At 62.9% G+C, this 26,076-nt stretch carries 27 protein-coding genes; 6 read left to right on the top strand and 21 right to left on the bottom strand.

The window, feature by feature from the left end:
- Positions 1-4 precede the first annotated feature (4 nt).
- The 3 genes from JS531_RS05430 to JS531_RS05420 are packed head-to-tail and all read right to left on the bottom strand — an operon-like array spanning position 5 to position 2,772.
- Positions 5-922 carry a DUF3801 domain-containing protein gene (locus tag JS531_RS05430; RefSeq protein WP_214313739.1) on the bottom strand — a complete coding sequence of 306 codons (918 nt, stop codon included), beginning with the start codon at positions 920-922 and terminating at the stop codon, positions 5-7.
- A gap of 30 nt (positions 923-952) precedes the next feature.
- Positions 953-2,395 (bottom strand): relaxase/mobilization nuclease domain-containing protein, encoded by a 1,443-nt coding sequence (locus JS531_RS05425; protein WP_214313737.1) that lies wholly within the window; start codon positions 2,393-2,395, stop codon positions 953-955.
- Complete coding sequence (locus JS531_RS05420; protein WP_051923829.1) at positions 2,377-2,772, bottom strand: MobC family plasmid mobilization relaxosome protein; 396 nt, start codon at positions 2,770-2,772, stop codon at positions 2,377-2,379. Before JS531_RS05420 ends, JS531_RS05425 begins: the two co-directional genes overlap by 19 nt.
- Positions 2,773-3,028: 256 nt before the next feature.
- On the opposite strand from JS531_RS05420, the gene JS531_RS05415 reads away from it, so the two are divergent.
- On the top strand, positions 3,029-3,460 hold the full coding sequence (locus JS531_RS05415) for a hypothetical protein (protein WP_214313735.1): 432 nt from the start codon (positions 3,029-3,031) through the stop codon (positions 3,458-3,460).
- A gap of 131 nt (positions 3,461-3,591) precedes the next feature.
- On the opposite strand, the gene JS531_RS05410 is transcribed toward JS531_RS05415, so the two are convergent.
- From JS531_RS05410 to JS531_RS05385, 6 genes are all read right to left on the bottom strand, one after another.
- Positions 3,592-5,298, bottom strand: a complete 1,707-nt coding sequence (locus JS531_RS05410; RefSeq protein ID WP_140463615.1) for a glycosyltransferase family 39 protein — start codon at positions 5,296-5,298, stop codon at positions 3,592-3,594.
- On the bottom strand, positions 5,295-6,419 hold the full coding sequence (locus tag JS531_RS05405) for a glycosyltransferase family 2 protein (RefSeq protein WP_214313733.1): 1,125 nt from the start codon (positions 6,417-6,419) through the stop codon (positions 5,295-5,297). Before JS531_RS05405 ends, JS531_RS05410 begins: the two co-directional genes overlap by 4 nt.
- Before the next feature lie 79 nt (positions 6,420-6,498).
- Positions 6,499-7,071 (bottom strand): hypothetical protein, encoded by a 573-nt coding sequence (locus JS531_RS11035; protein ID WP_240542055.1) that lies wholly within the window; start codon positions 7,069-7,071, stop codon positions 6,499-6,501.
- Between the two features lie 67 nt (positions 7,072-7,138).
- Complete coding sequence (locus JS531_RS05395) at positions 7,139-7,813, bottom strand: ABC transporter ATP-binding protein (RefSeq protein WP_214313731.1); 675 nt, start codon at positions 7,811-7,813, stop codon at positions 7,139-7,141.
- 14 nt (positions 7,814-7,827) lie between these two features.
- Positions 7,828-8,898 carry a hypothetical protein gene (locus JS531_RS05390; RefSeq protein ID WP_214313729.1) on the bottom strand — a complete coding sequence of 357 codons (1,071 nt, stop codon included), beginning with the start codon at positions 8,896-8,898 and terminating at the stop codon, positions 7,828-7,830.
- Entirely contained in the window at positions 8,895-9,914 is a 1,020-nt protein-coding gene (locus JS531_RS05385; RefSeq protein ID WP_214313727.1) for a hypothetical protein, read from the bottom strand. Before JS531_RS05385 ends, JS531_RS05390 begins: the two co-directional genes overlap by 4 nt.
- Here JS531_RS05385 and JS531_RS05380 point away from each other — a divergent pair.
- Together JS531_RS05380 and JS531_RS05375 are read left to right on the top strand one after the other, a co-directional pair.
- Positions 9,913-10,800 carry a response regulator transcription factor gene (locus JS531_RS05380; protein ID WP_240542054.1) on the top strand — a complete coding sequence of 296 codons (888 nt, stop codon included), beginning with the start codon at positions 9,913-9,915 and terminating at the stop codon, positions 10,798-10,800. The genes JS531_RS05385 and JS531_RS05380 overlap by 2 nt on opposite strands.
- Positions 10,801-10,925: 125 nt before the next feature.
- On the top strand, positions 10,926-11,972 hold the full coding sequence (locus tag JS531_RS05375; protein ID WP_240542053.1) for a histidine kinase: 1,047 nt from the start codon (positions 10,926-10,928) through the stop codon (positions 11,970-11,972).
- Between the two features lie 28 nt (positions 11,973-12,000).
- On the opposite strand, the gene JS531_RS05370 is transcribed toward JS531_RS05375, so the two are convergent.
- The 4 genes from JS531_RS05370 to JS531_RS05355 form a co-directional block, all read right to left on the bottom strand.
- Positions 12,001-12,285 (bottom strand): hypothetical protein, encoded by a 285-nt coding sequence (locus JS531_RS05370; RefSeq protein WP_214313954.1) that lies wholly within the window; start codon positions 12,283-12,285, stop codon positions 12,001-12,003.
- A gap of 129 nt (positions 12,286-12,414) precedes the next feature.
- Positions 12,415-13,170: a hypothetical protein gene (locus JS531_RS05365; RefSeq protein WP_240542052.1), complete on the bottom strand. Its 756-nt coding sequence runs from the start codon at positions 13,168-13,170 to the stop codon at positions 12,415-12,417.
- Positions 13,171-13,196: 26 nt separating this feature from the next.
- Entirely contained in the window at positions 13,197-14,138 is a 942-nt protein-coding gene (locus JS531_RS05360) for an ABC transporter ATP-binding protein (RefSeq protein ID WP_140463603.1), read from the bottom strand.
- On the bottom strand, positions 14,135-14,662 hold the full coding sequence (locus JS531_RS05355; RefSeq protein ID WP_240542051.1) for a hypothetical protein: 528 nt from the start codon (positions 14,660-14,662) through the stop codon (positions 14,135-14,137). The genes JS531_RS05360 and JS531_RS05355 overlap by 4 nt, the downstream gene beginning before the upstream one ends.
- Positions 14,663-14,929: 267 nt before the next feature.
- Between JS531_RS05355 and JS531_RS11250 the strand changes: the two genes are divergently transcribed.
- Together JS531_RS11250 and JS531_RS10850 are read left to right on the top strand one after the other, a co-directional pair.
- Positions 14,930-15,364, top strand: a complete 435-nt coding sequence (locus tag JS531_RS11250) for an IS5 family transposase (protein ID WP_217625643.1) — start codon at positions 14,930-14,932, stop codon at positions 15,362-15,364.
- The gene (locus JS531_RS10850) at positions 15,289-15,723 is read left to right on the top strand and encodes an IS5 family transposase (RefSeq protein ID WP_346427764.1); all 435 of its coding nucleotides are present in this window, start codon (positions 15,289-15,291) and stop codon (positions 15,721-15,723) included. Before JS531_RS11250 ends, JS531_RS10850 begins: the two co-directional genes overlap by 76 nt.
- Before the next feature lie 306 nt (positions 15,724-16,029).
- Here JS531_RS10850 and JS531_RS05345 read toward each other — a convergent pair whose 3' ends face one another.
- From JS531_RS05345 to JS531_RS05310, 8 genes are all read right to left on the bottom strand, one after another.
- Positions 16,030-16,656, bottom strand: coding sequence for a cytochrome C oxidase subunit IV (locus JS531_RS05345; protein WP_140463599.1), 627 nt, complete (start codon positions 16,654-16,656; stop codon positions 16,030-16,032).
- Positions 16,653-17,381 carry a hypothetical protein gene (locus JS531_RS05340; RefSeq protein WP_140463597.1) on the bottom strand — a complete coding sequence of 243 codons (729 nt, stop codon included), beginning with the start codon at positions 17,379-17,381 and terminating at the stop codon, positions 16,653-16,655. Before JS531_RS05340 ends, JS531_RS05345 begins: the two co-directional genes overlap by 4 nt.
- Before the next feature lie 186 nt (positions 17,382-17,567).
- Positions 17,568-18,041, bottom strand: coding sequence for an ATP-binding cassette domain-containing protein (locus JS531_RS05335; RefSeq protein ID WP_240542050.1), 474 nt, complete (start codon positions 18,039-18,041; stop codon positions 17,568-17,570).
- A 178-nt stretch (positions 18,042-18,219) separates the two neighbouring features.
- Positions 18,220-18,876, bottom strand: coding sequence for an ATP-binding cassette domain-containing protein (locus JS531_RS05330; protein ID WP_214313723.1), 657 nt, complete (start codon positions 18,874-18,876; stop codon positions 18,220-18,222).
- 3 nt (positions 18,877-18,879) lie between these two features.
- Positions 18,880-20,760, bottom strand: coding sequence for a hypothetical protein (locus tag JS531_RS05325; RefSeq protein WP_214313721.1), 1,881 nt, complete (start codon positions 20,758-20,760; stop codon positions 18,880-18,882).
- A gap of 229 nt (positions 20,761-20,989) precedes the next feature.
- Positions 20,990-21,157 (bottom strand): hypothetical protein, encoded by a 168-nt coding sequence (locus JS531_RS05320; RefSeq protein WP_240542049.1) that lies wholly within the window; start codon positions 21,155-21,157, stop codon positions 20,990-20,992.
- Positions 21,158-21,647: 490 nt separating this feature from the next.
- On the bottom strand, positions 21,648-22,499 hold the full coding sequence (locus tag JS531_RS05315; RefSeq protein WP_100496529.1) for a tyrosine-type recombinase/integrase: 852 nt from the start codon (positions 22,497-22,499) through the stop codon (positions 21,648-21,650).
- Between the two features lie 342 nt (positions 22,500-22,841).
- Entirely contained in the window at positions 22,842-23,735 is an 894-nt protein-coding gene (locus JS531_RS05310) for a tyrosine-type recombinase/integrase (RefSeq protein ID WP_181161752.1), read from the bottom strand.
- Positions 23,736-24,262: 527 nt separating this feature from the next.
- Here JS531_RS05310 and JS531_RS05305 point away from each other — a divergent pair.
- A complete protein-coding gene (locus tag JS531_RS05305) occupies positions 24,263-25,909 on the top strand; it encodes a C69 family dipeptidase (protein ID WP_214313719.1) in 1,647 nt (548 codons plus the stop codon).
- Positions 25,910-26,076 lie beyond the last annotated feature (167 nt).

The raw sequence follows: 26,076 nt of genomic DNA, 5'->3' as shown, positions 1-26,076 counted from the left end.
ACCCCTATCTGCTCTGAGAACGGTTAGGTTTCCGCGTCGCGACCGGTTGCACCGGCTTGCCGGTGAGCTTGCGTTCGATCCGTGCACGGAGTTCCGCGAGCGTGTCACGCCGGCTGACTTTCCGTTCCCCACATCGCACCGTCGGCTTCGGCGAAACCGGTGCACGCGGTTCCGATGGAGCATGTTCTGGCACGGTCCGGCGATTGGCCTCATCAGCAGTGGTCGTAGTCTCGCCATGTGCAGCCGGTGATGATACGGCCGGGGTTTGCGGCGGCTGCTCATCGTCCGATATCGGCCGTGCGGATTGTTCCGCCGTGACTGCCGGGGATGCCTCGTCACACCGCTCGGCCGTTGCGGTCGGGACACGCGATCCTGACTGAGCGGCATCGGAAAGCGTTGGTGATGATTGTTCGGGTTTCACCGGTGTAGGCTCCCGCGGTTCATCCCGGCCTGGGTCCGTTGCCGGCTGCACCTGCGTATCCTTGCTCCCGAGTTGTTCGACCGGCCTCCGGCCGTCGATCCGCAGCTCATAGCCGACATCCTGCAGTGCACGTCGTACCGCGTGCGTCACATGATCGAGATCACGCCCCTCGAAATGAATCCACGTTGACTGACTATCACGCTCCACCGAATACCGCACGCCCGCGCGACGCAGACTGCGTACCACTGCACGCACCTGATGCCGCTCCAACTCGATCGCATGAATATCGCCGCCGGTCAGGCGTTGCAATCGTTTCTCGCTCATCCGCCCGGTATCGCGGCCTCTCCGTATCACGCCGCGCATTGCCGACAAGCTACGTCCGCCCAATCGCAGAAACCAGCCGGCGGTCTTCTCGCCGACCCGCAGCGCGAGACCGCCGCCGGCGCGACCGACTCCCATAGCGATCTGTCTGCCGGTGTCTTCCAATCGTTCCTCGATCATCGTTGATCCTTTCCGTGTATGAACCGTCGTCTATTCGGGTTGGCGGATATGCCGCCGCTGCTTGACATGCCGAGCCTGAGCACGCACGCGACGCAACGTGTCCAGTTCGCGAGCCAACTCATCGAGTCTGCGTTCACGCTCCCGCAGTTCAACAACCGCCTTGTCCGACGGCGGTTCGTCGCCGTCCGTTTCGGCCGTGTCGCAGACCGCGACCAACTCCGCCTGAAACGCTTCCCGCTCGGCCTCGATGCGACGCATCGTTCCGGCGATCGCATCGTCCACTGTGGTGCCATCGGCGACGAGACGACTGGCCGTATTCAGCTCATTTGCCAGCTGGTGCAGTTCATCGAGTCGACGTGCCTGCATCGCGTACCAGCAGCGCTGCGCATCCGATTTGCCGACCGTGACCGGCATCCGCTCGCGTACGACTGGCTCCAGCAGCATGGGCGGACGGGAGAAGTACCCGTACAGGTCTTCCGCACGCACCTGCTTGACGTAACGGCCTCGCCGGCCCGTGACGACCTGCTGCGATGCCGCCGGCAGGTACGCGCGATACGTGTCCCCGTCGCGCACGATCCGCGTCAACGGAATCGTAATCAGCAGTCGTCGTCTCGTGCCGGGCAGCCATACGCGTACCGCGTTGTCGGTTTGTTCGGCGATCATCCGACGGTTGAAGCTGATCGGCATGACCGTATGCCGGCCGATGCGGGCCATAACGTTCGGCTCGTCGTAGGCGCGTCCCAGTTTCACGTCGCGTACACGCAGCCCGCTCGCCATGTCCGTGAACGTCAAGTGCCGGCCGCGCACGACGACCGTCACGCCGGCGCTGTTCAACTCGCGTGCGAACGAATCGAAATCGGTGGAGGCGCCTGCGGCCGTGTCGATCGCGGCGCGAATACGATCCTTGATCGCGTCGCCTTTCGCCGACGCATACAGTTCCGCGAAGCTCACGCCATGACGGCGTCGCTCTCGCGCCGGTTTCAGTTCGGGCAGCACGTTCAGTCCGGTTTCCCGGCACAGCCGGTCGCTGATCTCGCGCAGTCTGCGTATCGTCGCTCCCGGTTTGGTGCGCATCTTATGGAATGTCACGTCACTGGTTGCACAGATGATGATGTGGTTATGCGTGTGTCCGCGATCGACGTGCGTGGCGATCACGTACCGGTATTCGCCGCCGGTGAACGCATCGGCGAACCGCACACCCAATTCGTGCAGTTCCCGCGCGGTCATGCGTCGACTGTCCTCTGGACTGAACGATTGGATCACATGATGCGCAATCACGCCGTTGGCTCGATTCCCGCCGACCGACTGTTCGACCGTGTCCATCATGCGCCGCGCCAATTCCGCAGGGTTCGTTGCATCGTCGCTGAAGTTCGCCGAGACCAAAGCGCCATGCTCGGTCTTATCGGGATTGGCGATATAGGCGATCGCCTTGTGCAGAGTGACGGTGATCTGACTCATGTTGACGACCGCCATCGCGCCGCCTCCACCGCTTCGTCACGCTCCCGGCACATGCGCAGCAGCAACGCCGTCAGTTCGCGCTGGCTGTCCAGCACGCGCGTCATATCGCCGCTCGTGATCAGCCCTGTCGCGTTCGCCACATGGGCGATCTGGTTGATGTTGTTGCCTATACGCGCCATGTCCGCGCGAACCATGCCGGGGTCCAGCGCGACCGTGACCACGACCGTATGCGCGTCGATCAGCAGTGCGCGAGCATGGGCCGAGAACGACAGGACTCCGCCGCGTGATCGTTTCACCCGCTGGTAGAAACGGTTCGCCTCGGCCCACTCGTCGGGAGTGAACGTGACCGTCTTGCGACGGCAGCGATTGGGGTGCGAGTCTTGCCAGCTCATGGCCATCGCCTATCGGGTCGCGGGTGTCCCGCGGCGGATGACCGACAGGGAATCCGCGCAACCGTACGTACGGTTGCAATGCTTGCTATTCCCTGACCTGACTCAAAAAACAATCCGGGACCACCACCTGAACATGCCATGACTAACCTCGATTCCTAACGCCGATACCGGCGATTGAACCGCATCATCACAGCGCTGATGGTCACGCAAGGATAATCACGCTGCGACATCGAGCACACAGCCAAAGGAGGCGAGAATGGCCGTCGGAAACCGTCGCAAGGAACGCGCCGACTGGGTACGCAAATCACTTGAAGAATACAAGGCACAGCTCAAGGAACGGGAGAATCGCACCGCGGCGCTGTACGACGCGCTCACCGATTTCACCAGAGCATTGGACACCGCACGACCGTTAGTCCAGGACTACACCCGCGACTACGGGATGTCACGCCGCGAAATCGGCGAACAGTTCGGGCTCACGCAACGGCAGCTCAGCGCATTGTTTGAACCGTCGACCGATGCCGGTGCGACGGCAGAAGACACGGAACCACAGGCGCCCATAGCAGATGCGACCTCGATTGGTTCGGCATCGCAACTGAATTCCATGTCCACCGCCTCCGTTGAACCAGCGTCTATGCAAACAGACTATTTGTCGGATCAGCCGCAGCAGGTCTACGCATTGCATTGCTAACGTCGATGACAATGGGAGTGGAGATATCGACCACTAGTGTTGCGTGCATCAATGTCACACCGCTCCGCAATCGCTGTCCATGATGTCAATCAAAACAACGGACGCTGCAAATCGTTGATATGCCATTGATGTCATCGACGGTAGGCGATGGACGCGTTGGCATCTCGTGTGATGATGCCGGTTTGCGTCCATTGTCCCGCTGCGTCGCCGAGGAGCCTGCCGTAGTGACGCGTCGTGGACCATGACAGCAGGGTGAACTGTTGTGCATCAAGGTCGGTGATGGTCCTCAACTGTGCCGTCGAATCGTGCAGCGGCACGTATCCGCCGCGCGTGGGAACGTCATCGGCGTCGAGGAAGTAGTAGTACGGGCAGTCGCGGTAGTACCAGTATGCGTCGATGTACGTGTATTCGTCCTGCGCGACGACCGGCCGCTCGGCCGAGCAGACGACATGTTGGCTGAGCTGGGCCGATCCGGGCGTATCGTTGCGGTCGAAACTATGGTTGCCGCGCACGCCGTACACGATCGTCCCCGCAACCAGCATCGCAAGAACCACAACGTAGACGATCGCCGCGCGACGGCCGCGCAATCGATACGCGATGACGCACGCCAGCACGAGCGTGACGTAGAAAAACGGCGCGACCACGCTCAGATAGCGTACGGAGAACATCCCGTAGCCGCCGCTGGACAGCTCCTTGACAGCGGACCAGACCATCAGAAGCATCGTCGGCACGGCGAACAGCATGACGATCAGCCATGCAGCTTCGGCGGATTGTCGCGAAGTCAGTGTTCCGACTGACTGTTGCCATGCAGACAGCCATACTGCGACGAATATACCGACGATCAGCGTCATCGTGGCCGCGACCAGCAGCGAGACGATCGACGGCAGTTCCTTTTCCGTCATACCGAGCAGCATAATGTCGAATGCGTTCGCCACGCCGGACATGTTCGAGCGCCGACGAACCGGAGGCAAAACGGAGCTCCCGCCGAGCTGGCCCAGCAACACCGGCATCCACGGCAAGAACAGAGTGACCGACGCGATATAGGCGAATAACCATCGCCACGTGGACGGGCTCCGCATACGCCACGATCGGGCGGCGAGCCAGATCGCATGCGTCAACCATACGAACGCGGTCAGATACAACGTCAACATGCCGAGCGTGACAGCCACGGCGTACGCGGCCCACCATACGATGCGACGTTGCCGATCGTGCGACCGGCAACGGTCACATCGTCGATCATGCCGATCGACCTCGGCCGCATCTACAACGCAGTGTTGACGGTCGCGCGATGCAATCACGCCGACCGCGCGCAGCAGCATCGCCGTACCGCCCACGGCCAATAGCATCGCCGGCGAGTACATGCGCAGCTCGTAGCCGTAGCGCAGCATGAAACCGCCGCACATGAGCATCGGCATGCACGCCGCTGCGACGCGGTCGCCGAACAAATCGCGCATCAGCATGACCAGCACGAACACGGCAAGGCCGAGACATGCGCAGTTCGGCATCCGCATGAGTGCGACGTCGTCGCCGGCTACAGGCATCCATGCCTTGAGCAGCAGATAGTACAGCGGCGGATGCGCGTCGACGGCAGTGAGCGCGATCAGCTCCCGTACGGGTCGGCTCGTCAGGATCAACGAATACTGTTCGTCGAACCACAACGACTGGCCGCAGCCCATCAGCCAGCTCAACACGGTCGTCGCCAAAGCACAGCAGACGGCCAACACGGGAACGGGAACCAAGTGGTGGATGGCAACGGCGGAACCGGCACTGCTGTCGTCAGCGCGTCCGCCGGCGTGCTCGACGTATGGACCGGCGGTCTTGCGGTTCGGCGTGATCATGACAGCATCTCCCCGTCATGTGCCGGATGGTCGAAACGGATATTGCCGGCATCACGAACGCTGATGTTGCCGTCACGCACGATGTAGTTCGGCCGACGCTTGGACTCCAGATACGTGTTCGCCAGATACCGGCCGATGATGCCCAGGCACATCAGCTGCAGTCCGCCGATGAACGTGATGATGCACGCGAGCGACGGCCAACCAGCCACCGGGTCGCCGAACATGGCCGCGCGCACCGCGATGAAACAGGTCGCGCCGAACGCGACCGCGCACAGCAACAACCCGATATACGAGGCGACGGCCAACGGCACCGTGGAGCATGAGATCAGCCCCTCGATCGCGTAACGAACCAACGCGAAGAAATTCCAGCTGGACCTGCCCGCGGCGCGGCGCGTGTTCGGATAGTCGATCCACGCCGTACGGAACCCCACCCACGCGTACAGTCCCTTGGAGAACCGATTGCGTTCGGTCAGCGACGTCAACGCATCGACGACCCGACGCCGCATCATACGGAAATCACGCGCCCCATCGGGTACGGCGACCGGCGACATGGCGTTCATCAGCCGGTAGAACATGTGTGCGCACATGGAACGAATCGGCGGCTCGCCCGCGCGCGTGGTGCGCCGCGTCGCTACGCAATCCAGTGTCAGGTCGTCGGCAAGCATCGAGAACATGCGCGGCAGCAGCGACGGCGGGTCCTGCAAATCGGCGTCCATCACCGCCACGACGTCGCCTCGCGCGGCCTCCAACCCGGCGAGCAGCGCGCCTTCCTTGCCAAAATTGCGCGACAACGACAGCCAGCGGATCGCGAATGGGAGGGCGGCGTGCCCGTCCGCCGCTTGCCGCAGCAGCGCCACGGTGCTGTCCGTGGAACCGTCGTCGACCAACACCAGTTCGGCCGTCGTGCCGGGATATGCTGCGATGATCTCGCGAACGGCCTGTGCTGCGGCCGACAGAAACAACGGCAGACATGCCTCCTCGTTATGGCAGGGCACGACGATGGACAACGTGACTTGCCTGTCAGGACGCGCGCCGCCCGCGGAATCCACTATATTGCGGGATTCGCGTTCCGCAGAAGCATGTGCGGTACGACACCGCTGCGGATGCTGCTGATTGCCCATGATACTGCCTTCTTCCCCGCGGCTGGCGCCGCCTTGCGCCTACCATGCGGCCCGTGTCCGATACGATTCCAGTGTGCGTTCACCGAATCGCGGAACATGCCTGTATCGCCCCTGATTCAGCCCTTAATCGTCGTTCAGGGTATGGGGGACGATACAGGGATACTCCGACGCTGGCTTTCGCGCCTTTTCCGTGAGCTGCCGTGGTTCGACCGGAGTGATGCGCATCGTCATGCCGGTAAGACAGTTCACATTGGTGAGCATGATCGGATCCATTGCCGGTATTATGCCGATTACGGGATGCCTGCACGGTCGCGGCGCCGAACACGGACTGTACGCAGAACAGTCCAGTGAGGAACACGAACGCGGCGGGACGATATGTGCGGTAGAAATCAACCATGTCCGGTTGTGCGTATGGCATCGCGATGGTGTACACGCAGCCGGCGAGCAGAGCGACGGATAGCGAGCCGATCAGCAGTGTGATGACGGCGAAACGCAGTTGCCGCCGGTCTTCGCACGCACGTGCAAGCCAGTGAAACGCCAGCGTGACGCAAATGCTGACCAGTAAGCAGCACAGCAACCCGTACGCGGGCAGCATGTCGATGATGAGCAGCGTGTCCGTTGTCGGCTTCCTTTCTTTTCGGTATTGGCTCATTTAATCCGTTGGCAACGGTACAGGCAACGTCATGTCAAGCGATCGCATGACATGACGTTGCCGTTTTTCAGAGGAACGCGCCGTCTCGCATGGTGAGGGTGGTGTCGCATTGGGCTGCGACGCGTGGGTCGTGTGTGGCGAGGATGAGTGTGGTGCCTTGTTTGCATTGCGCGAGGAGCATGGTCATGATGGTGTCGGCGGTGTGCGTGTCGAGTGCGGCCGTGGGTTCGTCGGCGATGATGATGGCCGGGTGCATCACGGTCGCCCGGGCGATGGCGATGCGTTGCCTTTCGCCGCCGGACAGTTGCCCGGGCATGCGTCGTGCCTTGCCGGCGAGGCCGACTTGTTCCAGTGCGGCCGTGGCGCGTTGCCTGCGTTCGGCGCGTCCGACCTTGGGGTGTGCGTATTCCATGGGGATGGCGACGTTGGCCCATGCCGGTTCGTCTTCGAGGATCGCGTAGTCCTGCGGGATGAAGCCGAACATGCGGTTGCGCCATGCGGAACGGTCCTTGTCGTTTTCCGGTGCCGGGCGTCCTTGCAGGAGCAGGGAGCCGGAGGTGGGTTTCATGGACAGGCCGATCATGCGCAGCAGGGTGGATTTGCCGCATCCGGACGGTCCCATGATGGCGATCGACTCCCCGACCGAGGCGTGCAGGGATATGTCGTGCACGGCGAGGAGCTGCGCCTGCCCGTCCGTGTATCGTTTGGTCAGGTTTCGGGCGTCTATGGTCGTCTGTGGCATGGTCGGTGCTTCTTTCATTGGATGTGTGTGGTTGCGCGTCGTGCGGCGATCGTCCAGATCGGGATCGCCATGACGAGGATGACGGCGATCATCGTCCGGGATGCGGTGGCCACCGGTTCGCCTATCAGCTGGAAGCATGCCAGTGTCACGGTGGCGGGCAGCAGCATGATGAGGATGAGTCCGGCGACGCGGATCGCCTCGTCTACGGCGGTGGCGCCGTAGAGCCTGCGGACGAGCATCGACGGCCGTTCCCGTGCGAGGGTCACGGACAGTGTCCGGATGATCACGATGACGGTGAGCGCGAGGAAGGCGGACAGTCCGAGCAGGTACATCAGCGCGCGCACGATGAGGTCCCTGTCGCGTTGGGGCTGTTCCGTGTTCAATCGGTGCGGCACGAGTATCAGGCCGGCGTCGCGACTTCCCGTGATGAAACTGTCGAGCTGGGTCCGGGACGGGCTGAACATGACCGTTTTGGTCACCGCCTCTTCGAGTTCGATGTCGTTGAGCCGGTTCAACGAGCCCGGGTCGAGCCGGATGACGAGATACCGGTCCAGGTTGATGCCGGCGGTGTTCGGGTCGAATATGGCCGCCGAGGCCGGCAGCGTGCCGGACACCTTGACGTCGACGCCGGCGATATGCACGCTGTCGGGCGCCTGCGCCCGGTCCACCCGGTAGCCGGTGGACGCGCAGGGCGCGTGGGAGCACAAGCCCAATCGGGGGAACACGTCGTCGACGTTGCCCATCAGGACGATGGCCGGTATGCCGTTGGCGAACCCGGGATCGTCGATCTCGATGTTGTTGATGATCGCGGTGTACGCCCTGCCCTGTTCCAGCATGTCCTGCAGGTCGTCCGCGACCTTGGGGTCCGTTTTGCTCGGGGACTGCAGGAGGTATTGCGGGGAGAACGTGACCGCGTCGGCGGCCCGCAAGCGGGCCTCGCCGCTGATCACGCTGGACTCGGTCAGCACGTCGCTGAGCGTCATCGTGAACACGCTGCCCGCGAAGACGACGAGCAGCGTGATGCCGAGGATCGATCCCCATCGTCTCAATCCCATGCGGACGCCGGTCATCAGTTCATGGATCATCGTTCCACCTCGTCATTCGATCGTATGCCGAACCATTCGGCCAGGCCCGTCACCAGCACCGTCAGAATCGTGCCAACGGTGAAGGCCGCGGCGAACGCGACGGCCGGGCCGAGGCCGGTCCTGCCCGACACCACGGTGATGAGCACGGCGCTCAACATGGTTCCCGCCAGCACGCCCGTCACGATCGGGACAACGGCCCCGCGCACCCGGCCCGTCCACACCTGTCTCCTGGTGGCGCCGAACAATCGTCTGACATGCAGGTCGGCCTTCCTCGCCGTCTCCATCGTCGTCACGCACACGCAGGCGCAGACCAACGCCAGTACGAGGAACAACAAGGTGATGCCCACGAAGGAATCCCCGGCAAGGGACGACCACAACGACTGCGCCTGCGGCCGGGTCACGTCCATGCCGCAGCGCGCAAACAGATCCGAGATCTCCCGAAGCCGCTGCGGGTCGCTCGTGTTCACGTACACGCTGCCGGGAAACAAGGGAACCGCCCCCAACGGGAGCACATACTGCAGATTGCCGCCCACGTTCGCCCCCGGAACCCTGACGACACCGCCGACGGAAAACCCCTGGGGCAGCAGTGGGGCATCCCCATGCTCGCGCCATTGGCCGGCCGAGAACGACGACTCGATCACACAGGCTATGCGACTGTCCATGTCCCGGCATCCGCGCGGAAGCGCATCGGCCCATCCGACGGAGGAGCCCGACGACTGGAATACGATCGCCGGCCAACCGTCCCCCACGGAACCCTCCAACAGGGAAATACCGTGATCGGAAAGATACCTGGCCAGATCACGCGTCGCCTCAAGATTCTTCCCGTCACCGTGCCCGGCATCCGCCGAGGCGGTCAGCACCAGCTGCGCCCGCGCATCGGACATGCCCCACTGCGAGCCACGCCAATCAAGAACGCTCCAGTACGCAGCCCAGGCAAAAAACGACGACAACACACCCAACAGCAACGACACCACGGCAATGGAGACGCGGAACCCATTCGGAGATGACCTATCCATGCGACGCCCTCCAACCTTGCAACATGACAGCCGTTCTACCGATCGATATCAAAGCGACCGATCCGTCCAGCTGAATGCATTACATACCCTCGCGCATCACATCCGCAATGTCATGTCAAGCAATCGCATGACAGCGATGCCGTTTCATGCCGGGAAACCAATGGTCACCGGCGGTACAGTGGGCTTTATGGGACTTAGAAGCGAGCCGGAGACGGCGGGCGTGATCCGTATCGGCGTGTTGGATAATGATCCGTTCGCGTTGGATGCGATGTGTGCGATGATCGCGGCCATGTCCCGGGATTTCCGCGTCGTGTGGAGCACGGGGTCGCCGGCGGTGGCGATCGAGCACTGCCACAACGCGCATACGCGGCCGGACGTGCTCGTGCTGGACATGGCGTTGGGCGGCATCACCGGCGCGGACGTGTGCCGGCGCATCCGGCGCAGGACGAGCGAGGTGGGCGTCATCTGCGTCACTTCGTATTCGACGGACGTCTATCGGACGGAGGCGATCAAGGCTGGCGCGCAGGGACTGCTCGCCAAGGAACAGCTCAAAACCGACATCGCCGACGCGGTGCGGCGGACGGCCGTCGGGAAGCCAACCGCCGCGCAGGCCGCCTTGGGCTTCCGTGATGCGGCATCGGCGCATGAACTGTTGTCCGATACGGTGCCGGCAAAGATATCCGAAGACATGAAGGACTCGTTGTCAACACGTGAGAAGGACATCCTACGCCTGTACGCGCAACGCTTGACCACCGACGAGATCGCGTCCCGACTGGGCATTACCAAGGGCAGCGTGTTCACGTACGTGCATCGCGCGGCCGACAAGCTCGGCGTGACCAGCCGCAGGGAGGTGCTGGAGGCATGCGCCAGATACGATCTGCTGTAAACCGACTTATCGGACGAATTGGCTCGGATAATGACCATCCGGTCATCGCGGTGGCATGCGTGCTGCTGGCTGCGGCCCTCATCGCGGAATACATAGCCCGAGCCACGACGGATGCCTCCTCAACGATGAGCGTGCAGTATCTCGCATTGGTCCTGGTGATACTCGTCGGTCTGATCGGCGGCATGTTCCGCCCGCGATGGTTCCTGTGGGCGGCGCTCGTGGCCGGGGAGATACTCATGCTGGCGATGCCGATGATCACGCCGCTTGCCGTCATCATCACCTGCACGGGATTCCTCGCCTACCTGGACACCTGGTCGGGCGCGATCGCCACCGGCATGCTGCTCATCTCCACCACATTCGGCGTCGAACCCAGCAGCGGCCGCCTGCTGGTGGCGACATTGCAGAACCTCACGTTCTACTGCTTCCCGCTATTGACCGGCCTGCTGCTGCACATGATGCGCCAACGTGACCATGACTCGTATCTGCTGCGCCGCCAGCAGGAACGCGAGGATACAGCCTGCAGCCTGCACGACACCATCAGCAACGACCTCGCCTACCTCATCCTGCGCATCGACCACGCCGAAACCAACGGTATGCCCAACAGCGAACCCGAATACCGGCAACAGCTCCGGGAACTACGCGACGCAGCCGATCGCGCCATGACCCACACGCACGCGGTCATCGACTCACTGGAAACACAGCCATCGCGGCAGCCGCAGCCGGAACCGTCGGAAGCACAAGACGGAACACCGGCGCCGATTCCAGCCGGCGATCTCGTATCCGCGCAACAGGGAGAACTGCAATCCTTGATCGACGACGAGGAGACGAGACTCGAATCGCTCGGTTTCACCGGCGACAATCTGCTCGGCGAACTCCGCCATCCGCTCCCGCCCGACATGATGCGACTGCTCACGGGCCTGTTGACCGAACTGTACGCGAACATCGCCAAACACGCCGACCCGACCGAATGGTACGCCGTCTCCACCAGCTTCGACGCAAACGACATCCGCATCTCCGTCAGCGACACTAGCGCCGAACATGACGGGAAACTTGGATTGGGTAGCGGTCTCGACCGCTACCGCACCATCATCGAAACCGCCAACGGCAGCTTCGCCATCCGCACGGAACAGCGACACTGGCAACTGGACGTCTGCATCCCGAGCAAGCCATGAAAAACATCGTCAGATTCTGCAGCTCGGGTTACAGGAGCGCAATCACCAGAGCGATGGCGGCCAAACCCGCCGCTACGCCAATCCCTACAGCAAGGAAGGAGTTTGATTTCACGTCGCCTTTCAAAGCCGCAAGCAGGGCCGCGATCAGCAGCAACACTCCAGCGGCTCGACAAAACAAACTCAGGACGTCTCCGGGGATCGCGAACGCGAGAGCCTGCAATGCTACGGATACGCACACCAGGATCATGACCAGCCGTCTGACGCCGCCGTTTTGCACCGACATGTTATGAGTGGACTTTTCCATTGCGATCACTTCCCTTCCTCGGGACTCGGGTTCATCGCTATATCTATTCAATCCGAGAACGGTCGACGGTGCAACATCATGTCAAGCAATCGCATGACAGGAGTCTTCGCAGCCATAAGCAAGTTCTTCTGCATGGTTTTAGACGTCCCTTTGCGTCTGGGCCACGCATGCGGCGGTGACCGCGATGATGACGTATGCCAGTGCGACCAGCCCGCTCAACGTCGGATTCATGTTGGGAGACTGTTCCAGTATGGCGGTGCCGGCGATGGAAGGTAGCCACTCGTGCAACGTCCGCGGGTTCGGCAGATTCGCTACGACGATGGGCAGCAGATAATACAAGGCGATGTAGACGACCGCGCCCTTGCCGACCGAGTTGAAGGCCACACACAGTGAGGCGGCGACAAGCATGCGCCCTGTAAGTATCAGAGCCACGGGAAAGCAGAGGAACAACGATACGGACAGCGGCGCGGGCCATACTCGCGCCGGTACGACCGAGCCGAGGATGAGACGGGAGGCGCCGGTCGCGGCGAGCCCTCCGACTGCGACCGTGATGAGACCGACAGCGACGATGTCGGCGCACAGGGTCAGGAACAGTCGTGTTCGTTTCGGTTCGATCAGGAACAACGGCATGGCCGTGGCCGTGTTGGTCAGGACGCGGACGGACAGCAGCGCAGCGATGATCGCCACGGGTTCGCTCATGGGCATGACCGCCCCGGCGATGCTTGGCCCCAATCCCGTGAGCGTGGCGAGACCATCGAGTGTGGAACCGGAGGAGAGCATGAGTCTGACGGAGGCGCTGGTCAGTGCGGCGAACGCGGCGAACGCCACCGGTAGTCCGGCCCATGCCATGAGCGGCGCCGGGCGGCATACCACGTAACGCATGAGCAGCATCATGCGTCGCAAACATTGGTTGCACCCGTTCATGACGTGCCTTCCTTTCCCGAGGATCGGCGAATCATGCCGGTCATCACCTCGCGCAGCGTCGGCTCGACGTGGTCGAGCCGGACCAGTGGAACATCGCGTCTGGCCGCGACGGCGAACACGTCGGCCGCGTCCGTCCGTCGGGCCAGGTATTGGCCGTCCTCCAAGGAACGAATGTCGGCTCCCATCGCGGTCAGATCGTCCAACGCCAGAGCTTTCCCGGTTTCGTTCGCGTCGGGAGCGAACCGGAACACGGTTCCCGACTCGCCTCCACCGGCAGCGGCGACCTGTTCGAGCGAACCGCAGGCCATTTGCCTGCCGTGCATGATGATCAGCACATGGGTGGCTATGCGTTGCAGTTCGTCGATCTCGTGGGCGGCCAGAATAACGGTCTTGCCGGCGGCGGCCCACTGTTGCAGCAAACCGTGCAGCCACAGCCTGCCGGCGATGTCCAGCCCGTTGAACGGCTCGTCCAATACGATGATCGGCGCGTCGGCAAGCATCGCCCCGGCCACGCCCAGCCGTTGGCGCATGCCTGTGGAATACCCCTTGATCCGGGCCTTCGGCCAACGGTCCAACCCGCAATCGCGCAGCACGTGACGCACACGACGGCGCACGTCGGGCAATCCCATCATGCCGGCCATGAACGTCAGATACTCGCCGCCCGTCATCGACTCGTCGCCCAGACGCCCACCCAGGAACACGCCCACATGCAATCCCGGCTGTTCCAACCGCCGGTACGGGCATCCCATGACCAACGCCCGCCCCTGACTGGGAGCGGACAGGCCGAGCACCATGCGCAGCGTGGTGGACTTGCCCGCACCATTCGACCCGGCCACCGCCAGCACCTGACCCGGCCGGGCCTCGAAATCGATCGGGCCAACCGTCGGACCGGACGCATACCGCTTGATCAAGCCACGGGCCTCGACCACAGTGTTCATGACAAAACCTCGCCGTGACGAACCGGCGGTTCCGGGGCTTGCGCATCCGTCTCGTCGTCGGCCGTCCCATCGTCGGCAACGATATCATCCGGTTCCGCCGGTTTCTCCTCCAAACGGACGACTCCCTTACGCTGGTCCATCACCTCATGCACCAGATAGACCACGAACGGCACATACAGCAGACTGCACACCATCGTCACGATCATCCACGCGAACTGGCGGCGAGCCCACTGCCGATACGCCGACACCAGCCAAGCCGCCGAACACGACCACTGGAACACCGTCACCTGCACGGCGGCTGGTGGCGCGGACGGCACCCCGGCCAACAGGTTCGAGAACACCTCCCGCGCATACCCGCCATACGCTGGCAACGCCACGACCTCCGCGACACCCAACCATGCGATCAGCACGCCGGCCAACACCAGATACCACCAGTGCAACGTCGCCCGCCGACCACCGGCGATACGCCACTTGACGCCCTCGAACCAGACCGAAAGCCTGACCGATATCGTGCGACCATCCATGACGAATCCCCCTCGACAATCACTGTGACACATCAAGCTATAGCGGCGTCATGCAGGACGGGACAACATGCTGTCAAGCGATCGCATGACAGCCGTTATGGTCTCATCATGTGATGTCCTTGCTCATAGGCTTAATCTGCCCGATCCTTCTTTCTTTTTGCGAGAAGTATTCGGGTGGCCCGGACTGATAGGATTGCTAGAACGAGTGGGACGACCACCCATTTAGGGTGTGTTTACACTATTTGGGTTTTGTGTGATGATTGGGGTATGTGTACGCCGAGGTATGACATCACGTTGGACCAGTTCATGAGGATCGCGCATCTGCTGCCGCGCCAGCGGGGCAACGTGGCGGTGGACAACTACACGTTCGTCAACGCCCTGCTGTGGATGTGCCGCACCGGCGCGCCGTGGCGGGACCTGCCCGCCTGCTACGGCAAGTGGATCACCGTCTACCAGCGGTTCAACCGCTGGTCCAGGAACGGCGCGGTGGAGCGCCTGTTCGCCGCCCTGCAGGAGGAGCGGATCATCGGGGTGGAGGTCCGGGTGCTCGCCATGGACTCCACGAGCGTGAAGGTCCACCAGCACGCCACGGGCGCCCCGAAAAAAGGGGGCCGCAGTGCGTCGGAATCTCCCGGGGAGGCAGGAACACCAAAGTTCACGTGGTATCCGACAGCGAGTCGACGCTCGTCGAGATCCACCTGAGCCCGGGCAACGAGCACGACGCGGCCCACGGCCGCGTCTCCATGGCCGCGCTCGGCTCGTTCATGGGCGCCAGGCTGCTCATGGACCGCGCCTACGAGGGCGACCCGACCCGGCTGCTGGCCGAATCGTTCGGCCTGACGCCGGTCGTGCCGCCCAAGAGGAACCGGACGGACCCATGGGAATACGACAGGCAGGCGTACAAGGGCAGGAACATCGTGGAACGCGTCTTCAACCGCATGAAGCACTACAGGAAAGCCGCCACCCGCTACGACAGGCTCGACGCCACCTTCCTCGCCAACCTCCAACTCATCCTCATCGCCATCCAACTCAAAACACCATCAAAAAACAAACTAGTGTAAACACACCCTAGGGAATTGCATCGCGTTGAAAACCAATGCCATTGCAAGGATCAACACGTACGCCAAAAACTCCCACCATTTTACGGGCAAACGATACGATACTTTTCTTTCACGTTCTTGCACCGGTGTTTCGCCAGTGGATTTTTCCATTGCGATCACTTCCCTTCCTCGGGACTCGGTTTCGTCGCTATATCCATTCAATCCGAGGACAATCGACGGGGCAACATCCCGTCAAGCAATCGCATGACATGATGTTGATCTGCGGAAGTGCTGTATCCTCACATGTGAGAATCCAGTCAGGGTTATCTAGACACGTTTCACCGCCTTAAGCAGCAGCCATGCACTTGCCATGGCAACAACTGCACCGACCGGAATCACATAACCGGCAAAGCGCGTCCCGCTTAGCATCCATGTGGTCGGTATAACGGCATGCAGAATCGGCGAGCCCTCGAACATGCCGGAGCTGACCGGAAGGCCGGCGAGAATGAAGAAGCCGACAATGCTCCAAGCGACAACAGGACTGGCCCAGAGTCGCAGGACGAAGCATGCAAGGGAAAGAACGACAGCGGTGAACGCAAACATCAAAGCGACATGCAACGAGAGCGGTCTCTTATTGACGATAAATCCGACGGCAAATCCGTACAGTAGAGTCAGGCAGATGCTGACCGCGACGCCAAGCAGTAGTGACTTCAAGGTAAAGCGAAGCAGGAGCCGATCGTGGATGCTGAAGGAACGATACGAGCGGGGCACCCTCGCATGGGAGAAGACGAGACCGGCCGTGGTTATGGGAAGCGCCATCACCATCGCCGACTGCGCCACCGCGCCCATGCTCCCGTAACGCAAAAAGAACAGCGGAAGCAGCAGCACGGCCACAAAGGTGAGCGTCGACCAACGGATCAATGCCACGCGCCCGATACGCAATAGGGACTTCATTTCCTGTCCACTCCTTCGCGACGGAACCAGCTCAACAAAACATAGACAACCAGGAGCACCACAATCGGGACGACCACCACCACAGGGCCGACAGGCGATCGGCTCGCCGTTTCCGCCGGCGACATCACGGTGCCGTTCAGGTTCAGTCCGACGACCCGTAGGGCGTTCGCGACGTAGGGCGTCGCATAGTCGGACAGGTCGCCTGGCAGAAGAACCCATGCATAGCAAAGGATGGCCGAGACGATCCCGGCGACTTCGGGATTGACGGCAATCTCGATCATTGAGTAGATCAGGGAAATCGCAAGGCTCTGCAGCACGACGAAGCACAGGACAGCAGCCAGATTCGGATGCATCCCGGTACCCGTCAGAACCATGATGACGTCGAAGCACAATACGCTCAGCAAGTTCACAGCGGCCAGAATCAGAGCCCGGAATATGGTTCTGAGCGAGCATGGCTTCCATGCGGAATACACGTGGCGGGGCAGACCTCCATAGTGCGCCTTCGCAACCCTGGCATCGCACACGAAGAGCAGCGCAAGACAAATCACCGGCTGGGTGCCGGTGAAGAAGAAGCTGTATCCTCCGGTTATCGGGGTTCCGTTTGCCGCGCTTGAAATCCACGCACCCAGCAGGAGGGACGCCACGGCACCGAACGCCGCGGCGAGGAAATACCATACGTTCCAGTAATAGGCGACCAACGCGCGAACAGGAGAAACGGCGCTCACGACCCTACCTCCCCTGATATAGATCCGCGAGGTTCACCCCGGTCAGATCCGTGACCTGCACGGCCCGGCCATGTCGAATCACGATGCATTCGTCCGGGACTCCCTGGATCTCATGGAGCAGATGCGTGGAGATGACGACGCAGTTGCCCTTGTCCCGATAGGCGCGAAGCGTTTCGGACAGAGAGGCTATGCCATCGGGGTCCAGGCCGTTCTGCGGCTCGTCGAGGACAGGAACCTCGGATGCGGCACGAGGGCGAGACAGAGCTCCAGACGCTCTTTCATGCCCGTCGAGTAGTCCTTCGCCTTCCGCCCATGCGCCGCTTGATTGATACCCACACTGTTCAACGCCGTACCCGGGTCCACGTCCAGACCCCAGAACGCGGAGACCACCTCGACGTTCTCTCTACCACTCAGGTAAGGAAAGAAACTGGGGTGGTCGATCGCCGCGGACATCTCGTTGATATTCGTCCCGGTGTATGTGACCTCCCCGCTCACGGGCCTTATTCGTCCAAGCAGCGTCTTCATCAACGTGGTCTTGCCCGCGCCGTTCGCCCCGAGCAGACAGACGATCCTACCCGTATTCAACCGCAAGTTGATGTCACTGACAATCGGGGAATTCTTGTACCCGATCGAAAGATTGGTCGCTGATATAACTGACATGATCCTCTTTTCAAGAAATGTGTTTCTAGAGGTACAAGCCAAGAGTGCCTTGCCCCGGAACCACGTGTTTCATTTAATCCATTGCTGTTCGGAAGTGCAACATGCTGTCAAGCGATCGCATGACATCAATCTCAATCGCGGAATTCGCTCATGCGCCATACCTTCCTTTTGCGGCACGTCATAGTTGGATGGTGCCGTCGCAGGCGTTGGCGACGTGGTCGGAGTGGGTGGCGATGATGACGACGGCGCCGTTCTCGGCCATGCTGCGCAGGGTGTGGATGACCATGTCGGCGTTGTCGTGGTCGAGGGCGCCGGTGGGTTCGTCGGCGAGGATGACGCCGGGCCGTTTGACGATGAGTCGCGCCAACGCGACGCGTTGCTGTTCGCCGCCGGAGAGCCGGTAGACGGGGTCGTGCTCACGTCCCTTGAGCCCGACGCGGCCCAATGCCCGGCTGATTCGGTTTCGCCTGTCCTGCCGGCTGGCTGTGCCGTGCATTGCCACGTCGAGGTTCTGTTCGATGTCGGCGTTGTCGATCAGCGCGTAGTCCTGGAACAGGTAGCCCAAGGTGCGTTTGCGGAACAGTCTGGCATGACGCGGGTTCATGGCCGTCAGGTCGTCCGGCCCGCATTGCAGGGTTCCGGCGGTGGCGTGGTCGAGCAGGCCAATGATGTTCAGCAACGTCGATTTGCCCGATCCGGACGGTCCGGTCAATGCGATCATCTGTCCCGGTTCGATGCGGAACGTGAGATCGTGCCACAGGGTTCGTGTCCCGAAGGTCTTCCCGAGTCCGGTCGCGATGATGGGCGCGCCGGGCAGGCAGTGGTGGTCGTGCATGGTTTATTCCTCTCTGGAGTGGTTGGCGGCGAGGATACGCGCGTAGCGTGCGGTCGCCAGCAGGTAGACGAGCATGTTCACGACGGTGACGGCGGCGATGAACGCGGGCTGCCATCCGCCCAGCAGGTAGATGTCGGCGACGCTCCGGGCGCCCATAGGGGTTCCGGCGCGCAGTCCGCTTTGGATGACCAGGTATGCCGAGAAGAGGATCGGGGCGAGGGCCAGCATGGTTTCCGCGGTGATCGCGAGCCGGTGGGTGGCCGGGAAGCTCCAGCCGTGCACGTAGCGGGCGAAGATGCGTTGGGCGCCGCCGCGCACATGCGTCTGGGCGGCGGCGATGGCTGAGGCGATGAGGATGGCGATGGCGACGAGCACGTTCATCAGGTGGATGCGCAGGTTCGTTTGGAGTTTCGCGAAGTCCGCGGCCGCTTTTGCGCTGACGCTGCTCACGGCGTAGATGAACGGCTGCAGTCCGGCCTCGCGCAGCGAGACGAGCGCCTGGTCCGGGTCGGTGAGCATGGCATTGCCTCCGGAGGCGTAGGCCGTGTAGTCGTCGGGCGAGAATATTCCGGTGTCGGAATCCACGCCGACGAGCACCGCGTCGTGGAACAGGGTCTTCTGGTTCGGCATGTTCTGCTGCCCGTAGCCGAACAGGGACTGGCCGGACTTGCCCGTCAGCACGGTGATCCGGGGCGTCGCGACGCCATGCATCCGGCCCTGCGAGCCGATGAACGCCCGTACGACGTTCTCGATCCGCTCGCGTTGGTCCTGTTTCGATGCGGGTATCACCACCAGCACCCCCTGGCCCGGCACTTGTGTGATCCGCCGGCCCGAGGCGTCTTGCACCGTCTGCGCGTGCAGATAGTTCGAGTTCACCACCAGCACGTTCCCGGACAGGGCGGACGCGTCGTCCGCGGGCGAGCCCGTCTGGCTTGCAACGGCGGAAAGCTGTTCCAGCGTGTATCCCTCTTCGGCGAGGATCATCCTGCCTTGTCGTTCCTGCGAGATCAGCCATCGGCCCGTCGCGGCCGCATACCGGTCCTGCTCATCTTGGGAGAGCCGGGGGTTGAGTCTGATGGCGCTGGCTTGGCCCGCCGTGGCCCATGCCTGTTGGGCTTCGGCCTGGTCCAGGGCCTGGCTTGCGGCCATCCCCGCGTAAGTGACCGCCCAGACGGCCAGGATCACGGCGGGCACGCGCACGCAGTAGACCAGCCCGGACGCCAAACGCGCCGACAGTCGTCCCTTGAGCGATGCCAGCAGCGGCGAACGGGACGCCACCATAAACCCGATGAGATACGCCACGACGATCACCATGAGGAACACGGCGAACACGCCGGCCGCCAGCGCCAATGCCGCGCCCATATGCGACGCATGGTTGTACAGGGCCAGGAATCCCGTGAACCCCAGCAGCACAGCCAGGGTCGCAGCCAGAGTCTGGCGGATGTTGGCGCGGACGTCACGCGCGATGACGCTCCAGCTGGAGTTGCCCTGCAGACGCTGCACGGCATACCCTTTGACGTTCATCAACGCGAACATGCCCGCCAGCATCGCGCACAGCAGGACCGTCACCGCAAAGCTCACCCCCAGCGGCTGATTGCTCAGCCACTGCGCGTACGAAGCCGTGTAGTCGGTCTTGACATCCACCTCGTACCCGTCCGTGCGGAACCGCTCGGCGAACGCCCGGGTCGCGGCCGGATCACCGTACACGTAGTAGCTGCCGCGCGGGTCCTGACCCGAAAGCCGGGAGAACGACAATACCGTCGTGGTCATCGAACGCGTGAACCCCGGATACCCGTCGGCCAGCCAACCGGCCGGCTCCCCCGACCTGTCCCCGACGGCCACATACAGCGTGCGCGACCCGCCCGGGTCCCTGATATCCTCCACCAATTTGACGATGTCGGTGCCCGTGTCACTAGCCGTCCGTTCGACTCCCGCGATGGTCGACGCACTGGGCGCGGACGGCGTCGACCCAGACACCTGCACCGTGCCCCGCACACCCAACGGCGCCACGGCATCCAACCCGCTAAGCATCACAAACGAACCGACAGCGGCGACCAGCACCGCCACCAGTATCGCAAGCTGAATGGTCCTGCCCCGCATCATGGCCTCCCTGTCATGCCGCGTGGTGTAGTTCCAGCACCCGGTCGCATTGCGCGGCGATGCCGGTGTCATGGGTCACGACGATCAGCGTCTTGCCGTATTCGTGCTGCAGGGCGAGCATCTCGTCCGAGACCAACACCACCGTCAACACACAAACGGCGACCTTCAACAGCCTGTTCATGACGCTTCCCCCTTCCCGCCGCAACCTCGCGGCGAACGCTATGGTCTCATACTCCCTCGAATCGCTGGCATCAGCCATCGGGCGAGGGGATGAACGCGTGCATCATCCGAACGGACGATGCACGCGGTTCTCATCATGTGGTCATCCCGCCAGCTCGGTTTCCCCAAGGCGGAGCCACGATTTCCTCAGATCCGATCCATGCAATCGGCACGCCGGCCAACACCAGATACCACCAGTGCAACGTCGCCCGACGACCACCGGCAATACGCCACTTGACACCCTCGAACCAGACCGCAAGCCTGACCGATACCGTGTGACCATCCATGACGAATTCCCTTCGACAATCTGATACATCGATCCATAGCATCGCCATGCAGGACGGGACAACATGCTGTCAAGCAATCGCATGACAGCTGCATCGCATCATCAATCGTCAGAGTGTGTTTCCATACTTGTAATTTTTGCGGGCATAACTGCCGGCGAAGGTTCTTTATCCGTCTCCCGTTCCTCGTGCTTCGTATCCGCGGGCTTGTTCGATGACGGTGCGCAGCATGCGGCCGCTGACGGTGATGTAGCCCTGTGTGGTGGCGAGGCTTTCGTGGCCGAGCAGTTCCTTGATGGCCATGACGTTGCCGTTGGAGGTGATGTACGCGGCTGTGGCGAACCTGCGGCGCAGGGAGTGCGGCGGGTACCCGGTGGCGTCCTTGACGAGTCGGTATACGGTGTCGCCGCAGATGTGGTCGCAGCCCTTCTCGCCGGGGAACAGCCAGCCCGGTCCGCGGCGGCGGATCTCCCGGGCGAGTTCGTCACTTAGCGGCACGATGCGGTCCTTGCCTCCTTTGCCGTGGACGATCAGGCTCCAGCCGAGTTCGTCGTCGATCAGGTCGTCGCCGCGCACTTGGGCGATTTCGGCGCGGCGTAGGCCGGCGTCGGCGGCGAGCATGATGATCAGCCGGGTGCGCGGGTCGCTGCTGTCGCGGCCGATGAGGACGGCCTGTTCTGGTGCGGCTCGTTTCTTGCGCTGTTCGCGTTTGATGGTCGGCATGCCCTCCACGGGGTTGTCGAGACGCTTCCCGTTGCGCTGCGCCCAGCCGTAGAACATGGAGAACATGCATCGGTCGCCGCGTTTGGCCGCATTGCCCAGTCCCTTACGGCCGAGCCATTTGCGGATGTCGCTGGCCGTGACCTCGCCGGGATGCTTGCCGGTGTGCCGGGCGAACGCGCCGATCTGGTAGCGGCGCAGGTTGATGGTGTTCTCGCTCAGGCTGCGCAGCCGCATGTCCGCGGACCATTCGTCGACCCAGTCGTTCCACGGTTCGGGCATCATGTTCTTCTTGCTCATGGGGTTCTCTCGTCTTGCTTTCCGATACGCCGACGTGGTCAGGGAGAGACGTGCGGGTATCTGGTCGTCGCCGGCGGTGCGGCGCGTATGATGGTTCGTCCTTGAAGCGGGCCGGCCATCGCTGGCCATACTCGTCCCTTTCCGTCAAGCCCGAAGCACAAGACGGTAGCGTAGAACCGCGTTTATGACAACGTTAACAATCATTCCAGCCGCACACCTGCACGGGAAGTTCAGACTGCGTTTACCGTTCATTTACGGTATCGGTAAATCTAATCGTTTAACGAAACAACGGCCCCTCCAAAACCTTTTGGCAGTTTGGAGAGACCGTTTATGCTTACGTTGTCACTCTGTAGTCGGCGTCGTTTCGCCGCCGGTGGACACGACCTGCCCGACGTTCATGCCCTCGCCGTACTGCTTGACGGAGTTGACCACGGAACGCAGGTTGAGCGGGGTGACGGTCACGTAAGCCTGCGTGGTGGCGAGGCTTTCATGGCCGAGCAGCTCCTGCACGGCGCGGATGTCGCCGCCGGAGCTGATGTACGCGGCGGTCGCGAACCGGTGGCGCAGCGTGTGCGGCGAGCAACCGGTCGCGTGCTGTATCCTGCGATACACGGTGTCGCCGCACACCGGCCCCTTGCCACTGACGTGCGGGAACAGCCAGCCCTTGGGCGAGGCGAGGATCGCGTCGGCCAGCTCGTCGGTCAGCGGCACGATCCTGTCCTTCGCGCCCTTGCCGTGCACGATCAGGCTGCGGCCGGACAGATCCTCGGTCACGTCCTCGCGGCGCACGATCGCGATCTCCGCGCGGCGCAGGCCGGCCTCGGCGGCGAGCATGACCATGAGCCGGGTCTGCCGGTCGGCGTCATGCAGCCCCTGACCGACGGCCGTCTCCGGGGCCGGCACCTTGTGACGGGTCTCGCGCTTGATGGACGGCAGATCCTCGGCCGGATTGTCGGCGCGCAGGCCGGCCTTCTTGGCCCAGCCGAAAAAGTTGCGCACCGCGTTCATCGTCGAACGGCGGGCCGCGTTCGACGGCGGGCGCACGATGTACGACTTGAGATCCGCCTGGCCGATCTGCCACGGCGGCTTGTTCGTCAGTCTGGCCAGATCGGTGATCTTGTACCAGTAATATCCGATGCTCCGCTCGCTCAGATTGCGGAAGCGCATGTCCGCGACCCACTGGTCGAGCCACGGTATCCAACTGTCCGGCGGCTGCCGGCGATCCTTGAACTCCATGATCGCGTTCTCCCTTTTGCGACCCCGGCAAACCGCGCCGGACGCGGGGAACGGCACCATGCCGGACCGCCCGGAGAAGGCGCCGCGGCGACCCTCGTCCAATCCGCTTAAATAAAAGCTTAAAAGGACGGGCGTGTCGCCTACGGCCGTATGGGCTTTCGCGGGGCCGGTCAGTCCCGCTGAAACCCCAACGGTTCCAAGTGCTGTACACTGGTCTCACAACATAAGAAAGCCCCTATCGAATGACCGGAATCCGATTCGTTTAATTCGTGGGTTGTGGGTTCGAATCCCACGGGGGGCACCGGTAAACCCTTGGAAATAATGAGTTTTCAAGGGTTTTGCTTTTCCGGCTAATCCGCTTTCGTCCCTGATAGTCCCTGGTGTACTGTCTCGACCCGGTTCCTCTCCAACGCCGCCCACCGCACGCCTACCACTCACCGACACCATCCCCGCACGTGTCCGACATCACGGTCGCATCCCCGGGCGCGACTTGCCCGCCCCCGGCCGCGCTCCTAGAGTAGGGCGACATGTCTTGCACCACTCTGCTTGTAGGAAAGGCCGCCAGCATCGACGGTTCGACCATCATCGCCCGCGACGACGATTCCGGTTCCGGCCGCTACGATCCGAAGCGTCTCGTCACCGTCCATCCCGAGGACCAGCCGCGCCGTTACCGCTCGGTCCTCTCGCACGTCGAAGTCGACCTGGCGGACGCCGGCGACCCGTGCCGGTACACGATCGCGCCGAACGTGCTGCCGAATCGCGGCGTGCTCGCCGAGGCGGGCGCCAGCGAACGCAACGTGGCGATGAGCGCGACGGAGACCATCGCGGTGAACGAGCGAGTGCTCGCCGCGGACCCGCTCGTCGAACTCGTTCCGGCGGAAACCGACGCCGACGGCGTCGAAACCACGCCGGAACGGCCGGGCGGCATCGGCGAGGAGGACATCGTCACGCTCGTCCTGCCGTACGTACACACGGCGCGCGAGGGCGTGGAACGCCTCGGCGCGCTGCTGGAACGCTACGGCACGTACGAATCGAACGGCGTCATCATCTCCGACGTGGACGAGATCTGGTACGTGGAGACGATCGGTGGCCACCATTGGATCGCCCGCCGCGTGCCGGACGACTGCTACGCGACCATCCCGAACCAGCTGGGCATCGACGACTTCGACCTCAAGGACGCGTTCGGCAAGCAGCGCGAGTTCATGTGCAGCGCCGACCTGCGCGAGTTCATGGCGCGGCATCGTCTGGACCGGACGATGCCGGCGCATGCGAGCGCGTTCGGCGACGCACGCGCCGCGGTGGGCTTCGCCTCGGACGGTTCGGTGGAGCAGGCCGACCGGTTCAACCCGCGCGTCGCGTTCGGCACGGCCACGGCGAAGGACCATATCTACAACACGCCGCGCGCCTGGTACATGCAGCGTTGCCTGAACCCGAGCGAGGACTGGGATTCGCCGGCGGCGCGCTTCACGCCCACGTCGGACGACATCCCGTGGTGCCGCGTGCCGGAGAACAAGGTGACGATCGAGGACGTGGACGCGATCCTCTCCTCGCATTTCGAGGGCACGCCGTATGACCCGTACGGCACGCTCGGCACGGCGGAGTCGCGTCACCGCTACCGTCCGATCGGCATCAACCGCACCGGTCACATGGTGGCGGTGCAGTTGCGTCCGTACGTGCCGGAGGCGGCGCGCGCGGTGCTGTGGACGTCGTTCGGTTCCGGCCCGTTCACGAGCGTCGCGCCGTTCTATGCGAACGTGACGGATACGCCCACCTATCTGCGTGACACGACGCCGCAGGTCTCGACCGACAACCTGTATTGGACGAACCGTCTCATCGCGGTGATCGCGGACGCGCACTTCTACGAGACGAACCGTCTGGTGGAGGGGTATGCGGAGGGCGTGCGCGCGTTCGGGCATCGTCTGGTGGAGCGCACCGACGAGGCGGTCGCGGCGATGGCTGCGTCCGGCGTGTCCGATGCGTCCGATGGCGCGACGTCCGATGCGGCGGCGTCCGTTCCGTCCGGTTCCGACGACGTGACGGCGGCGCTCGAGGCGGCCAACGACGAGATGGCCGCCTACCTGCGCAAGCACACGACGACGCTGCTGAACGACGTGCTGTACACGTCGAGCAATCTCATGCACAACAGCTTCGCGATGTCCGACCGCTGGGCGTGACGACCGTGCCGCGTCACCGCGCGCCGCGGCGTGCGGTGACGCATCGTCCATCCGACGCCGTGGCTTACGCCGCGGCGCATCGCCCTGTGAGGCGTATCCCCACCCGTCGAAGGTGACGCGCATGTGACGCGCGTCACCTTCGGTCCATCCGCTTCGCCACGGGCGAG

This window comes from Bifidobacterium sp. CP2, from assembly GCF_018555635.1.
Classification (GTDB): Bacteria; Actinomycetota; Actinomycetes; order Actinomycetales; family Bifidobacteriaceae; genus Bifidobacterium; species Bifidobacterium saguinibicoloris.
This window is presented reverse-complemented; position numbering and strand designations above follow the sequence as displayed.

Coding starts and splice junctions, on each gene's coding strand:
- JS531_RS05365 (WP_240542052.1), bottom strand. CDS start 13,170: ATGATGCTGCTCATGCGTTACGTGGTATGCCGCCCGGCGCCGCTCATG.
- JS531_RS05315 (WP_100496529.1), bottom strand. CDS start 22,499: ATGAGCAAGAAGAACATGATGCCCGAACCGTGGAACGACTGGGTCGAC.
- JS531_RS05415 (WP_214313735.1), top strand. CDS start 3,029: ATGGCCGTCGGAAACCGTCGCAAGGAACGCGCCGACTGGGTACGCAAA.
- JS531_RS05430 (WP_214313739.1), bottom strand. CDS start 922: ATGATCGAGGAACGATTGGAAGACACCGGCAGACAGATCGCTATGGGA.
- JS531_RS05355 (WP_240542051.1), bottom strand. CDS start 14,662: ATGGATGGTCGCACGATATCGGTCAGGCTTTCGGTCTGGTTCGAGGGC.
- JS531_RS05395 (WP_214313731.1), bottom strand. CDS start 7,813: ATGCCACAGACGACCATAGACGCCCGAAACCTGACCAAACGATACACG.
- JS531_RS05425 (WP_214313737.1), bottom strand. CDS start 2,395: ATGGCGGTCGTCAACATGAGTCAGATCACCGTCACTCTGCACAAGGCG.
- JS531_RS05345 (WP_140463599.1), bottom strand. CDS start 16,656: ATGAAGTCCCTATTGCGTATCGGGCGCGTGGCATTGATCCGTTGGTCG.
- JS531_RS05375 (WP_240542053.1), top strand. CDS start 10,926: ATGAGCGTGCAGTATCTCGCATTGGTCCTGGTGATACTCGTCGGTCTG.
- JS531_RS05360 (WP_140463603.1), bottom strand. CDS start 14,138: ATGAACACTGTGGTCGAGGCCCGTGGCTTGATCAAGCGGTATGCGTCC.
- JS531_RS05385 (WP_214313727.1), bottom strand. CDS start 9,914: ATGGATAGGTCATCTCCGAATGGGTTCCGCGTCTCCATTGCCGTGGTG.
- JS531_RS05330 (WP_214313723.1), bottom strand. CDS start 18,876: ATGCACGACCACCACTGCCTGCCCGGCGCGCCCATCATCGCGACCGGA.
- JS531_RS05310 (WP_181161752.1), bottom strand. CDS start 23,735: ATGGAGTTCAAGGATCGCCGGCAGCCGCCGGACAGTTGGATACCGTGG.
- JS531_RS05320 (WP_240542049.1), bottom strand. CDS start 21,157: ATGAACAGGCTGTTGAAGGTCGCCGTTTGTGTGTTGACGGTGGTGTTG.
- JS531_RS05420 (WP_051923829.1), bottom strand. CDS start 2,772: ATGAGCTGGCAAGACTCGCACCCCAATCGCTGCCGTCGCAAGACGGTC.
- JS531_RS05390 (WP_214313729.1), bottom strand. CDS start 8,898: ATGATCCATGAACTGATGACCGGCGTCCGCATGGGATTGAGACGATGG.
- JS531_RS05410 (WP_140463615.1), bottom strand. CDS start 5,298: ATGATCACGCCGAACCGCAAGACCGCCGGTCCATACGTCGAGCACGCC.
- JS531_RS05305 (WP_214313719.1), top strand. CDS start 24,263: ATGTCTTGCACCACTCTGCTTGTAGGAAAGGCCGCCAGCATCGACGGT.
- JS531_RS11035 (WP_240542055.1), bottom strand. CDS start 7,071: ATGAGCCAATACCGAAAAGAAAGGAAGCCGACAACGGACACGCTGCTC.
- JS531_RS05405 (WP_214313733.1), bottom strand. CDS start 6,419: ATGGGCAATCAGCAGCATCCGCAGCGGTGTCGTACCGCACATGCTTCT.
- JS531_RS05380 (WP_240542054.1), top strand. CDS start 9,913: ATGCGACGCCCTCCAACCTTGCAACATGACAGCCGTTCTACCGATCGA.
- JS531_RS05335 (WP_240542050.1), bottom strand. CDS start 18,041: ATGTCAGTTATATCAGCGACCAATCTTTCGATCGGGTACAAGAATTCC.
- JS531_RS11250 (WP_217625643.1), top strand. CDS start 14,930: ATGTGTACGCCGAGGTATGACATCACGTTGGACCAGTTCATGAGGATC.